Below are 14,196 nucleotides of genomic sequence, written 5' to 3' on the forward strand. Positions count from 1 at the left end.
GCAGAAATAGAGGGAAAAGGAAAGCGCCAGTGCCGCAGAAGGCGCTGGCGAAAAATCAGTCACACTGTACTTTTATCGCCAGGCCGCCGCGGGAAGTTTCACGGTATTTGGCGTTCATATCCTTGCCGGTTTCATACATCGTTTCGATCACTTTATCCAGCGAAACGCGTGCCTCGCTGGTACGCCGCATCGCCATGCGCGCGGAGTTAATCGCTTTTACCGAAGCAATGGCGTTACGTTCGATGCAGGGAACCTGCACCTGACCCGCAACCGGATCGCAGGTCAGGCCCAGGTTGTGCTCCATGCCGATTTCCGCCGCCACGCAAACCTGCTCCGGGCTGGCGCCCAGCAGCTCGGCCAGACCCGCCGCCGCCATTGAACAGGCCACGCCGACCTCGCCCTGGCAGCCCACTTCCGCGCCGGAAATCGAGGCGTTCATCTTGTACAGGATGCCGACGGCGCCCGCCGCCATAAAATAGCGGATAAAAATATCGGGACTGACCGAAGCGATAAAGTGATCGTAATAGGCCAGCACGGCCGGCACGATGCCGCAGGCGCCGTTGGTTGGGGCCGTCACCACCCGGCCGCCCGCCGCGTTCTCTTCGTTAACGGCCAGCGCAAACATGTTTACCCAGTCGATCACGTTCATAGGATCGCTGGAAAGTTTGTCGGAGGAAACCAGCAAACGGCGCAGCGCGGCGGCGCGGCGCGGTACTCGCAGCGGGCCAGGCAGAACGCCTTCGGTATTCAGGCCGCGATCGATACAGTCGCGCATACTCTGCCAGACGTCCGCGAAATAGTGTTCGATCTCCGCCCGGCTGTGCAGCGCCAGCTCGTTCTTCATCACCATACCGGAAAGCGACAGGCCGGTTTCATGACAGTGGGCCAGCATCTCTTTCGCTGAGTTGAACGGATAGGGCACCGACACTTCGTTCAGCGTGGACTGGCCGAAATGCTCTTCATCGACGATAAAGCCGCCGCCGATGGAATAGTAGGTTTTGCTGTAAATCAGCTCGTCGCCCGAGAAGGCATGAATGCGCATACCGTTTTCATGCAGGGAGAGATTATCGCTGCGAAACACCATGCCGCCTTCGCGTGGAAAATCGACTTCGTGCGCGCCGCCGGCCAGCAGCAGACGCTGTCGCGCCTCTACATCACGAATAAAGGCCGGAATGCCGTCGATATCCACACTTTCCGGCGAGGCGCCCGACAGGCCCATAATAATCGCGATATCGGTGTGGTGCCCTTTACCGGTCAGAGAAAGCGAACCGTAAACGTCGACGGCGATGCGCGTCACATCGGTTAATTTGCCCAGGCTGACCAGATCGTCAACAAACTGTTTGCCGGCTTTCATCGGCCCCACCGTATGGGAACTGGATGGGCCTATGCCGATCTTAAACATGTCGAAAACGCTAATCACATTCTGCTCCCGGGTCCGCAGTTAATCGCTGGATAATATTTAATGGTAATCATCATGTGAACGATAGTCGCATGAAATAAACTAATCTTCTGCAGACAGAAAAGTTATTGCGGGCTGCATCACACTGGCGTCCGCTGCTTTTTTCTGCCTGACCTGAACTAAGGCAAACAAAAACCGGCCCGCTATGATTCGGGGCCGGTCTTTTGCGCTGCAATATAAAGGATTTACGCTAATTGTGAAGGGGTAAGGCAAACTAAAAGAGGGAATTTCTTCGCCGTTTTGCTGTAAAGCTCTGGCAAAGCGGGCAAGAGACGCTATTTTGTGCGAAACCGCTACTCTGTTACCTGTAGGCTGAGCTGGCGGATAATGCCCGCAGTCATGCCCCAAATAAAATAGTCGTCAAACCAGGAAAGCCAGATCCGGTGCGTTATGCCGTGGCGCTGGATATCCAGCGGTGCATAGCGCCCCAGCCGGAGTGCTTCCTGAAGCGGCATCTCAAAAACCGATTCCACCTCCGCTTCATTGGCGTGCCAGGCAAGATTATCAGGCAGAATGCCTACTACCGGCGTAACCTGAAAACCGGTGCTGCTGGTCACGGGCGGCAGCACGCCGATCACCTTTACGCTTTCAGGCGGAATAGCGACCTCTTCCTGCGCTTCGCGCAGCGCGGTGTAAATCAGTGACCGATCTTCATTATCCCGCATCCCGCCGGGGAAGGCGACCTGCCCGGCATGCTTGCGCAGCGTGGCGGCGCGTCGGGTCAGCAGCAGCGCAGGACGCGGACGGTTAATAATCGGCACCAGCACCGCCGCCTGGCGCGTGGGCAGCTGAGGCACGGCAGGCTCGGGCCGCTGTAGCTGAAAACGGGTGATAAAACGCTCCAGCGCCGGTGACGCGTCAGGCATGATAGTGCTCCAGACAGGGAAGAATGCGGTTTACCTTATCGAACGTTTCCTGATATTCCGACTGCTCGTCGCTGTCGGCCACGATACCGCCGCCAGCGGTACAGTAAAGCTGGCCCTTTTCCGCCGTCAGGGTGCGGATGGTGATGCTGGTATCCATGCGGCCGCAGACGCTGAGATAACCGATGCTGCCGCACCAGGCGTTGCGGCGGTGCGGTTCAAGCTCATCGATAATAGCCATTGCCCGTACTTTAGGCGCACCGGTGATAGATCCGCCAGGGAAACAGGCGCGCAGCAGATCGCAGGCCGTAAGCCCGGGTTTCAGCGTGCCGGTAATGGTACTGACCAGATGATGCACCGCCGGGAAAGGCTCTACGACAAACAGCTCCGGCACTTTTACCGTGCCGGGTACGGCTACGCGGCCAATATCGTTGCGCAGCAGGTCGACAATCATCAGGTTTTCCGCCCGATCCTTAGGCGACTGCGCCAGCTTCTCCGCCTGACGGCGATCGGCCTGGGGATCGCTCAGGCGCGGCAGCGTGCCCTTAATTGGGCGGGTTTCGATTTCGCCCGCCGCCATATGCAGAAAGCGTTCGGGCGAAAGGCTTAAGATGGCGCTGTCCGGCAGGCGAAGAAAGGCGCTGAAGGGCGCGCGGTTCTGGCGGGTCAGCGATCTGTATGCCTGCCATTCATCGCCGCTGTAGCTGGCCTGAAAGCGCTGGGCCAGATTGATTTGATAGCAGTCGCCGCTGCGCAGCCACGCCTGCACCTGACGGAACTTCTCGCCGTAGGCTTCACGACTCATATTGGAAGCCCAGGCGCTGGTCAGGCGAAAAGGCTCGGGCACCTGCGGCGTTTGTTCATCAAGCCAGCGCAGCCGTTGCGCGGCGTCGCCATGCGTGATCAGCGTCAGGGTCTGGCGATGGTGATCGGCAATCAGCGCCCAGTCGTAAATGCCCACGGCCATATCCTGCGTGGTTAAATCCGGCTTCGCCCGCTGCGGCAGCTTCTCGAATCGCCGCCCCAGATCGTAGCCGAACAGCCCCAGCGCGCCGCCCTGAAAAGGGTAGTCGCTGCTTTCAGCCGCCTGCAAATTGCTCTCCTGCAACGTCTGATGCAGCAGAACGAGCGGATCCTGTTCGCTTTCCGTCACCAAACCGTCACGCGCTACGCAGGTCAGACCGCCACAGGTGGTCAGCGTGGCGACGGGGTCGGCGACCATAATATCGAAGCGATTGTCGCTGTGTTCCGCAAAGCCGGAGTCCAGCAGCATCGCCCAGGGCTGATGGGCGACAACAGTAAACAGATCCCCGAGCGATTCGGGCGTATACTCCAGAGGATAATAAACAGGTGGCATGATTAAGGCAGATCAGAACTAAAACAGGCAGCAAGCCTGACATATTTTTCTGCTGCTGGCATCTGTTTGTTACGCGTGGAATAATTCCCGCGACTGAAACAGGAGCAATTATGATTAGTGGTTTACCGGCGCTGTCGCTTGAGCAGCAACAGCAGGCAGTGGAGCGTATCCAGGAGCTGATGGCCGACGGCATGAGCAGCGGACAGGCTATCCAGCTGGTGGCGGCTGAAATTCGCGAAACGCACACGGGCGAGATGATTGCCGTTCGTTTTGACGATGAAGATGAAGAGGATGAAGACGAGGCGCGCGAGCGGGCTAACTACCACGACGCTCACCACGCTGACGACGAAGAAGAAGAGTAAGTAAATGGCGCACCACCCGGTGCGCCATAAGTTTATCTGGCGGCGACGATCTTGATCTCAACCAGATATTTCGGGTTCATCAGGCCGGCCTGCACGGTGCAGCGCACCGGCGCGTTGCCTGGCGACACCCAGGCGTCCCAGGCGCGGTTCATCGCCGGAAAATCCTCTTTGTGTACCAGAAAAATAGTGGCGTCCAGAATACGGCTTTTATCCGAGCCCAGGCGGGTCAGGATGCGGTCGATTACCGCCAGCGCGTTAGCCGTCTGCGCTTCGGCGTCCTCGTCCAGGTTTTCCGGCACGCTGGTGTAATAAATCGTATCGTTATGCACAACCGCTTCCGACATGCGGTGTTCAACCGGTTCAACCCTGATTATTTCCTTAGACATATCAAAACCTTAATTGTTGTTTGTTCCACTCTTAAAATCAGTATGGGACAGATTTGGGACATTCTGGTTAAAAATATCATCAATACGCCTGGCGTGCAGAGACAAATGGCCTGATGAAAAGTGAGCGTATCGCCTTACCATATTGATATTTTGCCAGCCACCCATTTCCTGCAGAACGGAGATGGGAACGCCAGCCATAATCAACCACGATGCCCAGGTGTGTCTCAGATCGTGAAATCTGAAATCTTCTATCCCAGCCCGCTTTAAAGCAGCCCTCCACCCGGTATTGGTATTGCTTCTTACTGGCCGTGTAGTTTTTGTCACTTCACCATTATCGTGTTTAACTGTATCTACGTATGCGAACACGTATTCGTCATTCCTGCCGATATTCTTTCTCAATACCGTGCAGGCTGTATCATTCAGGGCAACGCCAATTGCCCTGCCTGATTTACTCTCATCCGCATAAATCCACGCCATCCTCTTCTGCAGGTCAATCTGCTCCCACTTCAGGTTAGTGATATTTGAGCGCCTCAGGCCGGTACATAGCGCAAACTCTACGGTAGATTTGAGAGGCTCAGAGCACTCTTTAATCAGGCGCTGCGCCTCTTCAGGCTTCAGCCATCTGATCCGCCGCTCCTTTGCTACGGGCACTTTTACAACCGGCGCTCTCTCAAGCGCTTTCCAGTCCCTTTCAGCTGCCCGCAGGAGAGACCTGATGAAGGAGAGGCGCTTTATCCTTGTGCCCTGCGAAGCAAGCTTAGGCTTGTATTCTGGAGCTGGTTTTCCTCTTTTTGCACAAGCCTCTGCTCTCTGCTTCCAACGGTTAAAGTGATTGCGATTTTCGATCTTCGCTACCGCTGCATAAATTTCCCTTTCAGTAATATCCCTCAGCTGCTTTCCTGCCATCGACTCAAGCCAAAATTTAATGATGTGCTTATCGTCATCGAGACTTTTCTTTTCTGACTTCTCGTGTATCCAGCGAACGCAGGCCTCTTCGAATGTCATAGAGACCGGCTCTCCCAACTTAACGATTCTCCATGACTCAGCTTTTAGCCTGTCGTGGAGTTCCTGCGCCTGCTGCTTGTCGGACGTGCCAAGAGATTGCTTAACTCTTTTGCCGCCCGCTGTTGTGAAACTGGCGTACCAAATTTCACCCCTGCGGAAGATCGACATGGTGATTTCTCCTCATGTGCATCACCCGCGCTCACGGCGACAGTGTGCAACGGATTATTCAGCGCGGCAATACACGCCTGCCGCGTGACCAGGTAAGGCGATTTGTTTTTGCTCGGGTCTTTGCGTGTCGCGGTAAGGCGCCCGGACCGGATCCAGTTGCTGGCCGTCGGGCGGGAGATGCCGAGAAACGCGCAGGCCTCATCGAGCGTAAGTGAGTACGCTTCCATATTGACCTCGATTATTTGGTTGCGATGATGGGGGTAGGTGATTAGTAGCAGAAATCGACTTTAAACTGATGGCCACACTGAGGGCATTCAACATCAACATTCTGACTGCTGGGAGTGTCATGCTCACAAGCGCTATGCTTTGCATCTGTCCAGAAATCATCATCCTGCTCGATCAGGTCAAAGCACTCTTCACACTCAGGACATTCCGTATCGAGAGTGATATTCCAGTTTGCATAAACTTTGCTCATTTCATCTCCTTATCCACCACGCGCACGTAATACGTAAGCCAGCGCTTAGTTGTGAAATTGCCAGGCGGCAGCGCGGTGATTAGTTTGGTGTATTTGTCTAATAGAAGGGTGGTAATGCGGTCGTGCTCGGATTTCGGTTTGCCTTTCTTGGCGCTGATGATTTCCTTTCTGCAACTTCGGGCGACTGACCGTAGGGCGTTTTCAGTCGGCGCGTCCATTAAGCAACTCTCCGCTGCCTCTCTGCCCGAGCCAGCCGTTCTGCATCTTCCCGGCACTCCGGCGAGCAATAGCTGGTGCCTGGCTGCGACTTCTCACCACAATCGCCGTTGCGACAAACTGGCGACGGCGGCGCCGGCAGCTTGCGATTCTTCAGCGCCAGTTCGCGCTCCCATTCTTCACGTTCAAAGGCTTTATCTGCGATATCACACATGGGTAACTCCTGAAATTTGGGCGTAAAAAAACCACCTCGCGGGTGGCTTAAATTTAATTAGTAAATAATCGGTTCTGGCTTAAATGCTCTTACCGCTTTATCTACCTCATCCTGTAAGGGAGGATATTCAGCAGCGACGTTGTAATGATCACCGCCCGACTCGAATCGATAAACATTTAGGCTTTTCCAAATGCGTGGCTTGTCTGATTCAAGAACGCTAATCTTCTCTAAGCCAGCCAGGTACTTTGCTGGCTTGCTGCTGGACCAGCTTGTAAATATCAAATAGTCTTCGTTCAATTTACTTTCCCCGTGAATCAAACTGATTATTTAATAACATAAAATACAGCAATTAAATCAATCCTTCCACACAGCCCACACTATCAGGGCTATGAATGCGAGGTTGATGGCTATCATGAGGTGGGGGCAGCGGCGAGCATGGCGCGGTATCCGCATTGAAACCCTCCAGATACGACACCATTCATGTGCGCATCCACCATATTTTGTGTCGGCTCTACCGGTAAAAGCTGCCAGCCCTGAGGAGCAATGATGGCTTCATTGGCCTTTCTCCTCTGGCTGGCGGAGCTGGGCGGCGTAGTTTGATGCCTCACCACCTACAAAAGTGTCATTATGGCGACAGCGGCTCTCCCAGAAGGCCGCAAACTGCTCAACTCCCTCAGCCATCCATTGGCGCTTGATGGCATCGGTTGCTGGGGTTTCAACTTCTGCCATCACCTGCAAAGCGCTGTGATAAAAATCGTCCTTAACCCCCGGTGCATAGGCGATACCGTCGACAGTGTGCAAATGACCATGATTATACCCAGCGGCGTAAACTACCTCTGATTGCTCTCGCATACACTCAACCTCAGCCGCCAGCGCGTTCACCTGCTGCTGAAGGGCGTCGCGCTCCTGATAAACCTGCATCGCCGCTTCAGCCGATAGCCGATCTGTGAAATCGGCAATGCACTGACTAAGGCCCTGATCATCTTTCCCATACAGCGTGAAGAATTCAGCGTCTTCATCCGTCACGCGTCCGCAAGTACCTTCAATTTCGATAACGCCGCTTACATAGTATTCAGTCATTTCATAGCTCCGTGATGTAGAGGCCAGCCGCAATCAGCCGGGCGCGACGTTGTGCCGCGATGATGTTCTTTTGCCGGTTCTCTTCGCCGACCTGGGAGAATGAGCGGTTGCTGATGACGATCGTTTTATTCTTCACTGCCACGCGTTTCGGATTTCGCGGCGCGGTATAAACCCGGTCACGGACGCCATATTCATTCGAGAACCATTCGCCGGCCGTTACCGTGGCTACTTTCTGGTTAAGCAGGACAGAATCGGAAAGGTTGTCGTGGATGGTGCGAATGGAGATCTTCAGTATCTGCGCCAGCTGCTGGCCGGTCATCGGCTCTTTGCTCAGCTGCCACATGATTTTTTCTTTCAGGCCAGCATTAGCGCAGCCATCGCGGCCACGCCGATACATTGCGATTTTCTTCAATTATCACCTCCACTGATCGCCAAACTCGAAGCCGATTTCCGCCAGCGCCAGATCCATCTTTTCGATGAACTCCGGCACGGCATCTTCAAAACTGGCGATATATTTTTCGTCGCGCTCGACGATGACGTGATGGATACCTTCGCGCTTCATGCGCGGATCGTAATTTGCGAAATACCAGGCATCCTTGCCGGTTACCCACATGCTGTATTGCACCTGAGCCATGTAAGCCGACTTGATGGCATCAAAACCGCCCAGGCGGAATTTCATGAAGTCGCGGGAAGTGAAAGGGCACTTCAACTCAAGGCCGCGCCCGTCGCTGCACAGGCCGTCAGGAGAGCAGGCGGTGCGCATCGTTTCATCTCGGTAGAGGATCGGCGCTTCTGTCACATCAACGCCTGATGTGAACTCGAAAAGTACCCGCGCTGATTCCTCGTGCTGCTTGCCCCACGCCAGCGCTTTCGCGTTTACTTCCGGCGCGACGCCGGTACAGACTTCAGCGAGTAGGGTGTGGAAGTACGAGGTTTTCATGTCCGGCCACTTCGTGCCGCTGCGCGGTTTTGCGATAACGTTGGAAACTTCAGAGGCGGTTATCACGCCCAGGCGCAGACGCTGCCAGTCTTCGCCACCTTGTTCGATAACCCGCACATCGACGCCGGTGCGCTGCAGGATAAGATCAGCTTCTATCATGCTGTTCTGGCCCTCGCTTTCAGAAAATCGAACGCCTTTTTAGCCTCAGCCTCCGTCATCTCTTCCGGCTTAGTGATTTCTCGCCCGAAAACTTTAGAGCACAGCGGCAACAGGTCGGCATCCCATGTTTTATCCATGGTTACCAGATAATCGTTAATGTTCTTTAGGGTAGAAACGGACAGGCCTTCAGCGGCCTTTTGTGGCAACCGGCCATCAATATCTTCATCAGCTGTAACGACACCGAGGGCGCCAGTTAGCGTGTAGCGGCGAAGATATGTAACCGTAGATGCAGACTGCTGAATATTATTTTTCCCACCCGACGCGTCAGGCGCGGCGATCATCTCGCAGCTTTCTGAATGTCCATCTTTGTGGCTGGCAATGCATTTGACGTTGATAGTTCCGTTATTCATTGTCTGTTCAAAGCGGTAAGAAAGGCCAAATTGCTCAAGGTAAGGTCGAATTTGCTCGGCAATATCATCGAGCGACGCGTATTTGTATTTGGCTTTACCCTGACCGAAATCCGCAGATTTCAGCTTTTTGATGGTTGGTAACGCAGCCTGAAATGAGGCCATAGCCTGCAGGTAGCTTTTTCGGGCTTGCTCGGCATCCCACTTTGTTTGCAAATCAAGAAGCTTTTCCAGCTTCTCAATGTCGGCATTATTCGACACGGCCATTTCAATCAGGCGCATCGGTGCATTTACGGCAACAGCGCTTTCCGGCTGTTCTCTTTCGATTAACTGACTCATTACGCTACTTCTCCCATAAACTTCGCCTCGCTATAAAGCTCCTTTGCTTTAGCAAGGCATACTGATTCAACAAAAATTGCGTAGGCATCCTGCGCCGTGTCAGAGTCGAGGCCGACGCGATAGGGCGACAGGCCCAGCGATGGGCGGTAAAAATCCATCGCACACTGCGGAAAATCACGGGCCAGCTCGTCGGCCTTCTCGCGGATCCACTCGTCTTTAGCTACCTGCACTTCAGCAGCGTCATCGCGCATCTGCTGCACGCGGTCATACATTGAAAATCTGTTCACGGGCGACCCTCCGCGCGAAGAATTTCCCAAAGGCGCTGCAGCCAGCTTTTGCGCGGCGGCGGGGTGAATGACGCGCTGGTCAGAATGTTGGAACGGTGAAACTGGATGCTGTTGATAGCGTGGAAAGGGCGACCGCATGCCGCCCCTGCAATAGCGATTTGCATGGGTGATTTCCTTAGTTAGTGGGTTGCATATCAGTGCCGGCTCGTGAACCAGCAGTGATTTGCAGACATAAAAAAGCCCGCGTGGTGGCGGGCAAATAGGTCAGTGGATGATGGGTAACATCGTCATGCCGTCATAGTGGCGGCATTGGGTTGTTACTCTTCGCCATTCCAGTTTTTGGCGCAGTCAAATTCAATTTCTAATTTATCAGGAGCTAGCTGGCTAACTTCATTCTCATTAAGACCAAAATAAGACGGGCAGCCATGCACCATCGCTTGCTGTACGTATGAGATTTTTTCTTCGTGTGACATGATTTCCTCTCTGATTAACGGGTAACATCATCAGCCGTTCTCGCAAGAGCGGCTTGGGTTGTTACTCAGTGGGTGGGGCGGGGTAGGCAAGCCATTGTTTAATTTCCACGTCTTCTTCCTCAATACCTTGCACCTGAAAAACCCACTGCCAATCGCCAGTAGGTTTTCCTCCTACACCTCTCCACAGAGAGCGCCACGCTATTAATACGCCCTCACCATTCAGATCATTTACAAGAACCGTCTGATTAGGCTCTGGAAGAGATTCTTCGCAATCAATCCACTCCATCTTCTCTCCTTACAGGGTTATTTCCCCATTATTCAGGCGTAAAAAAAGCCGCTTATGCGGCCTTATTCTTCGTCGTCTTCTGCTGTATTACCGGTTAGCTTCTGGAAGGCCTGAAAGGCAGAGGTCTGTCCTTCAAATTGCTTACCGAAGTGATCCGCTTGCTCCTGGGTAAAAGACTCCAGCGCTTTATCTAGTGCTTCTTCGTCATCACCAAAATTAAGGTTCAATGACATTTCGGCGCCTTCAAACATAGTGATAATGAAGAGTGCAGCATCGCCATCGCTGTCTTCACCTTTGCGCACCAAAATCTGGCGATCGTGCGCTTCAAAAACTTTTGCAAAACGTTCCATCATTACCTCGCTGTTACTGTCTCTGTTGGCTTGCGGAACCCGGCGTTGTAGATAGCCACATCGCCCAGGCAGATATTGTCAGCGCTTGGCTGATCCTTAACGCGCCAGTTCGGCGCTTGCGTAACTGCTTTCAGTACGCGGTCAGAACAGCCGGTAAGCGCTGCTTCAATCTTGCGTTCAAAACGCTGCTGCCCGGCTTTCTCAGCCCGGTGCGCTGCGGCGCGGGCCAGATTCTTTTGCTTATTGCGTGGCATGGTTGTCTCCTGTAATTGGCTTAGGTGGTTCAACCGACCCGCCCTGGTGTTGGCGTTCTGTTGGTCAGCTGAACCCCAAAGCCAACTTCACTTTGGTGGGGTGTATCACCCTCAATCCTGATTGTTAAAGAGCGGTAAGTCCGTTTCGTGTCTGCCAGCGTCCTGCTGATGGAACTAGTATCACTATTAGTAATTTTATAGTCAACACTAGCGGTGATAAAATATTACGAGCGGTGCTGATATTTATGAATTTAAAGGAAATTTATTTTTTTACAGGCTAGGGTTCTTAGAGGAGTTACCTGGATTACAGCCACAAAAAAAGCCCGCAGGGGGCTGCGGGCAAACGGTAGCTGTCATCGTTGTTTTGTAGGTCGTATGATAAGGGTTCTGGCCGGGTGGGTATTGATGCTAATCAAGCTGAGGGTGGATTGGTTCAAATACAAAAAAGCCCGCAGAGGCGGGCAAATATTATAAAATGTTAGGAATGAAGCATAGAAGCTGCATCCATCATCTTTTCATAATATGATTTCATATCTTCATGGCTAAAAGCGTTTATTAGTTTATCGGTATGTTTTTCCAGCAAGTTTAACTGGTGCTTTGCACTATTTTCCTGTGAAGTTGTTTCTGCTGCATAAATCACAAAAGAGTCAATATTTTGGTAAATTTCACAAGCTTTACTGATGGTTAATGCACTCAAAGCAGCCTCGCCCATTTGTTTTTTTATATTCTCTGAACGAAAATCAATTGTTTCAGTTAAATGATACTTTCCATTTTTCAGCAAAAAATCAGCAACTAGACCTTCGTCAGTACTAATGGGGTAATTAGCGACAACTTTGTGGTCCAAAATATCTTCATTAAATTTACCAAGTATCCCTTGCCGACTAAACTTTTCTTTAATATCAAAAAATATTTTTTTATTGATGCGTTTATAAGTTTTCCTGTGTGGATTAACCAACCTGTTCATCAATTCATTCATCTTGGCTTCATAACCTTGAGCGTCATCAACGGTAAACATGCCAAAATCCGAAAGAGATAGTGAACCCCTAAAAAGCTTAGGGAGAATCTTATAATCATTTATCGTACTTGAGAGCTTAAATAAATTTCCAGTAAGCTCTTCTAGATAATTTAAATCCAGGCTTTTATCAATGGCTCGAAGTTTTGAGACGGAGTGAAGCATGCGTACGTCTATATCGTTGTCCAAGTATACAATCAGTCCAACATTAATCGTTTCGCCTTTTTCAAGGTTAGGGGTGACCCTGATTAAGCTGTACTTGTATGTTTTCATGAACTTATCTCCGCCTTAATGGCTTCTAAACGCAAAATTCTGTCTCTACTGTCCCACCATTTTAGTAGGTATTCCCTGTGCATAGGAGGCATCCATTGCTCAGGCATGGCGGCGAGTATATCAGAGATTGTTCTTACATCAATCCTTTCAATCTTGTCAAGGATGTTTATAGCTACCACTCTGAGTTCAGGGGCATCACCGATGAACTGCTTGGCCACACTCCAGTTAATACAGGTACTTGAGTCTGTAGGCAGCGTAATGGCAGTACTTCTTGGCCAACCTATTACGAAAGAGCTCAGGCTGAAGTCAAAGGTTTTTACAATTACTTGCCCCCTACTATTTTCCATATAAAGATAATTGTTTAAATGCCTATCAATGTTATGAACGAATTGGTCAAATGCATAGATAGCCCACATTTGTTTTTTCAATGAATCGGAAGCATTAAACAGTATATTCAACCATTGCGCTTCATTTAAGCCGCTTTTCCACGCAGAAAATTCAATGCGAGAACCAAAAACGTATTCCCCATCTGAAATACATTTCAAAACTTTGCAGACCGGAGTCGCTATACCACAAAGTTCAGCTAGTTTTGTACAAAACCACTCGGCTGCCGGGACTTGCCCTGGGTTTTGTACAGGGATTGACGTTGATCCTTCTACACCCTTTACTGCATACTCCATCTCGTCGCTAGCGATTGCAAAGCCGGACAAGTGCGCGGTACCTAAGCCTGACGGGGTATATTCATTAAATTCCAGTTCAAAAAGGTTACCTTGCTCAGGTTTTTCATGCAAAAGGCTTTCTTCATCATTTTCCACTTTTTTACCTCTCCAACTTATGGGCATAGATACCTCAATTAATTAGCGATTATTTTTTACACTGAAAATAATGTATTCTGGCGTCTACCCAAAGAAGGATAAAAAGCAAAAGCAGCAGATATATTATCTTTATTTAAGATTAATCCTAACTTAAAAAAAGATTTTCGAAAATCCTGATAAATGATCAGTAGTCTAGAAGCGGAAAACCCGGGTCATTTATACAAAATTATTTTTATTTCCGCTTCAAATTTTGCAGTATCTTTACCCTAATTGACTGAATGAAAATTAGGCCACTATCTAAGGCTTATCGAAAAGTCTCTTCCGGCCACTGGGCCTTAACCACTTTGCCAATGATGCGGATGCTGTGGTCGCAGTCGATCGTCCTGTATGCCGGGTTTAGTGGCACCAGGTAGCTTATGCCTGAATCGAGGTCATATTTCTTGAAGGTTGCCTCTGAATCACCGTTCGCAGCCGCCACACAGAAATCTCCTGCGTTAACCGTTTCTGCCGGATCAACCAGAATCAGCATGCCTTCCGGAAAGCTTGGGCGTACGCCCTGCGGTGCCGTCATAGAGTGACCCTTAACCTCAAGCCAGAATGCTTTCTCGCTGGCTTTCTTCGTCGTTGGCACCCATGCCTTAGCATCACTGGCTGTGTAGCTGCCAACCTCAGCAAAAGGGCCAGCCTGGACATGCGCAAAGAGAGGGTACTCATATTGTGGCTTCGCAGCTGGTGCACCCTGCAAAGATGCGTACATGTCAGCAATTTCCGCCGCAATACTAGGGCTGAAATCTTCTACCGAAACACCAAGTATTTTGGCTAGCCTGGCTGCATGGGCCGGGCCGATAGCATTTGAGCCATTCAGCAGCTGCGCTACACCGCTTTGTCCCATGCCCATCCGCTCAGCCAGAGTCTCTTGAGACAAGCCAAGAACTTTCTTTTTGTTATCAAATATCGCTTTTAGCCGGTTGGCGTCGGCGATCTGCTCTGGTGTTAAAGGTTTCTTTTTCATACTG

24 protein-coding genes are annotated in these 14,196 nt (G+C 51.4%); 1 reads left to right on the forward strand and 23 read right to left on the reverse strand.

Annotated elements, in window-relative coordinates; translation table 11 throughout:
• Positions 1–55: 55 nt before the first annotated feature.
• The 3 genes from sdaA to pabB all read right to left on the reverse strand — a co-directional run bounded on the left by sdaA (position 56) and on the right by pabB (position 3,679).
• The gene (gene sdaA, locus AB6T85_RS00745) at positions 56–1,420 is read right to left on the reverse strand and encodes an L-serine ammonia-lyase (protein WP_253460844.1); all 1,365 of its coding nucleotides are present in this window, start codon (positions 1,418–1,420) and stop codon (positions 56–58) included.
• A 332-nt stretch (positions 1,421–1,752) separates the two neighbouring features.
• On the reverse strand, positions 1,753–2,325 hold the full coding sequence (locus AB6T85_RS00750; RefSeq protein ID WP_253460847.1) for a CoA pyrophosphatase: 573 nt from the start codon (positions 2,323–2,325) through the stop codon (positions 1,753–1,755).
• The gene (gene pabB / locus AB6T85_RS00755; RefSeq protein WP_369894579.1) at positions 2,318–3,679 is read right to left on the reverse strand and encodes an aminodeoxychorismate synthase component 1; all 1,362 of its coding nucleotides are present in this window, start codon (positions 3,677–3,679) and stop codon (positions 2,318–2,320) included. Before pabB ends, AB6T85_RS00750 begins: the two co-directional genes overlap by 8 nt.
• Positions 3,680–3,789: 110 nt before the next feature.
• Between pabB and AB6T85_RS00760 the strand changes: the two genes are divergently transcribed.
• Positions 3,790–4,041, forward strand: coding sequence for a YoaH family protein (locus AB6T85_RS00760; protein ID WP_253460853.1), 252 nt, complete (start codon positions 3,790–3,792; stop codon positions 4,039–4,041).
• Between the two features lie 32 nt (positions 4,042–4,073).
• Here AB6T85_RS00760 and AB6T85_RS00765 read toward each other — a convergent pair whose 3' ends face one another.
• The 20 genes from AB6T85_RS00765 to AB6T85_RS00860 form a co-directional block, all read right to left on the reverse strand.
• Positions 4,074–4,427: a RidA family protein gene (locus AB6T85_RS00765; protein ID WP_369894580.1), complete on the reverse strand. Its 354-nt coding sequence runs from the start codon at positions 4,425–4,427 to the stop codon at positions 4,074–4,076.
• 9 nt (positions 4,428–4,436) lie between these two features.
• Positions 4,437–5,594: a site-specific integrase gene (locus AB6T85_RS00770; RefSeq protein ID WP_369894819.1), complete on the reverse strand. Its 1,158-nt coding sequence runs from the start codon at positions 5,592–5,594 to the stop codon at positions 4,437–4,439.
• Positions 5,477–5,827 carry a helix-turn-helix domain-containing protein gene (locus AB6T85_RS00775; RefSeq protein ID WP_369894581.1) on the reverse strand — a complete coding sequence of 117 codons (351 nt, stop codon included), beginning with the start codon at positions 5,825–5,827 and terminating at the stop codon, positions 5,477–5,479. The genes AB6T85_RS00770 and AB6T85_RS00775 overlap by 118 nt, the downstream gene beginning before the upstream one ends.
• Before the next feature lie 41 nt (positions 5,828–5,868).
• Positions 5,869–6,075: a hypothetical protein gene (locus tag AB6T85_RS00780; RefSeq protein ID WP_369894582.1), complete on the reverse strand. Its 207-nt coding sequence runs from the start codon at positions 6,073–6,075 to the stop codon at positions 5,869–5,871.
• The gene (locus AB6T85_RS00785) at positions 6,072–6,293 is read right to left on the reverse strand and encodes a hypothetical protein (RefSeq protein ID WP_369894583.1); all 222 of its coding nucleotides are present in this window, start codon (positions 6,291–6,293) and stop codon (positions 6,072–6,074) included. Before AB6T85_RS00785 ends, AB6T85_RS00780 begins: the two co-directional genes overlap by 4 nt.
• The gene (locus AB6T85_RS00790; RefSeq protein WP_369894584.1) at positions 6,293–6,505 is read right to left on the reverse strand and encodes a hypothetical protein; all 213 of its coding nucleotides are present in this window, start codon (positions 6,503–6,505) and stop codon (positions 6,293–6,295) included. The genes AB6T85_RS00785 and AB6T85_RS00790 overlap by 1 nt, the downstream gene beginning before the upstream one ends.
• 57 nt (positions 6,506–6,562) lie before the next feature.
• A complete protein-coding gene (locus tag AB6T85_RS00795) occupies positions 6,563–6,802 on the reverse strand; it encodes a hypothetical protein (RefSeq protein ID WP_369894585.1) in 240 nt (79 codons plus the stop codon).
• A 255-nt stretch (positions 6,803–7,057) separates the two neighbouring features.
• Positions 7,058–7,585 carry a hypothetical protein gene (locus tag AB6T85_RS00800; protein WP_369894586.1) on the reverse strand — a complete coding sequence of 176 codons (528 nt, stop codon included), beginning with the start codon at positions 7,583–7,585 and terminating at the stop codon, positions 7,058–7,060.
• A gap of 1 nt (position 7,586) precedes the next feature.
• Entirely contained in the window at positions 7,587–7,997 is a 411-nt protein-coding gene (locus AB6T85_RS00805) for an HTH domain-containing protein (protein WP_369894587.1), read from the reverse strand.
• A 3-nt stretch (positions 7,998–8,000) separates the two neighbouring features.
• Positions 8,001–8,681: a lambda exonuclease family protein gene (locus tag AB6T85_RS00810; protein ID WP_369894820.1), complete on the reverse strand. Its 681-nt coding sequence runs from the start codon at positions 8,679–8,681 to the stop codon at positions 8,001–8,003.
• Complete coding sequence (locus AB6T85_RS00815; protein WP_369894588.1) at positions 8,681–9,430, reverse strand: ERF family protein; 750 nt, start codon at positions 9,428–9,430, stop codon at positions 8,681–8,683. The genes AB6T85_RS00810 and AB6T85_RS00815 overlap by 1 nt, the downstream gene beginning before the upstream one ends.
• On the reverse strand, positions 9,430–9,717 hold the full coding sequence (gene gamL / locus AB6T85_RS00820; RefSeq protein WP_369894589.1) for a host nuclease inhibitor GamL: 288 nt from the start codon (positions 9,715–9,717) through the stop codon (positions 9,430–9,432). Before gamL ends, AB6T85_RS00815 begins: the two co-directional genes overlap by 1 nt.
• Positions 9,714–9,881 carry a hypothetical protein gene (locus AB6T85_RS00825; RefSeq protein WP_369894590.1) on the reverse strand — a complete coding sequence of 56 codons (168 nt, stop codon included), beginning with the start codon at positions 9,879–9,881 and terminating at the stop codon, positions 9,714–9,716. Before AB6T85_RS00825 ends, gamL begins: the two co-directional genes overlap by 4 nt.
• Before the next feature lie 153 nt (positions 9,882–10,034).
• Positions 10,035–10,190, reverse strand: a complete 156-nt coding sequence (locus AB6T85_RS00830) for a hypothetical protein (RefSeq protein WP_369894591.1) — start codon at positions 10,188–10,190, stop codon at positions 10,035–10,037.
• Between the two features lie 61 nt (positions 10,191–10,251).
• On the reverse strand, positions 10,252–10,476 hold the full coding sequence (locus AB6T85_RS00835; RefSeq protein ID WP_369894592.1) for a DUF551 domain-containing protein: 225 nt from the start codon (positions 10,474–10,476) through the stop codon (positions 10,252–10,254).
• A gap of 62 nt (positions 10,477–10,538) precedes the next feature.
• Entirely contained in the window at positions 10,539–10,829 is a 291-nt protein-coding gene (locus AB6T85_RS00840) for a hypothetical protein (protein WP_369894593.1), read from the reverse strand.
• Complete coding sequence (locus tag AB6T85_RS00845) at positions 10,829–11,080, reverse strand: transcriptional antitermination N peptide (protein WP_369894594.1); 252 nt, start codon at positions 11,078–11,080, stop codon at positions 10,829–10,831. Before AB6T85_RS00845 ends, AB6T85_RS00840 begins: the two co-directional genes overlap by 1 nt.
• 478 nt (positions 11,081–11,558) lie before the next feature.
• Positions 11,559–12,365 carry a DUF3037 domain-containing protein gene (locus tag AB6T85_RS00850; RefSeq protein ID WP_369894595.1) on the reverse strand — a complete coding sequence of 269 codons (807 nt, stop codon included), beginning with the start codon at positions 12,363–12,365 and terminating at the stop codon, positions 11,559–11,561.
• Positions 12,362–13,180 carry a hypothetical protein gene (locus AB6T85_RS00855; protein ID WP_369894596.1) on the reverse strand — a complete coding sequence of 273 codons (819 nt, stop codon included), beginning with the start codon at positions 13,178–13,180 and terminating at the stop codon, positions 12,362–12,364. Before AB6T85_RS00855 ends, AB6T85_RS00850 begins: the two co-directional genes overlap by 4 nt.
• Before the next feature lie 304 nt (positions 13,181–13,484).
• Positions 13,485–14,192, reverse strand: coding sequence for a LexA family protein (locus AB6T85_RS00860; protein WP_369894597.1), 708 nt, complete (start codon positions 14,190–14,192; stop codon positions 13,485–13,487).
• Positions 14,193–14,196: the final 4 nt, after the last annotated feature.

The sequence above is a fragment of the Erwinia aeris genome (assembly GCF_041224955.1).
Taxonomy (GTDB): domain Bacteria; phylum Pseudomonadota; class Gammaproteobacteria; order Enterobacterales; family Enterobacteriaceae; genus Erwinia; species Erwinia aeris.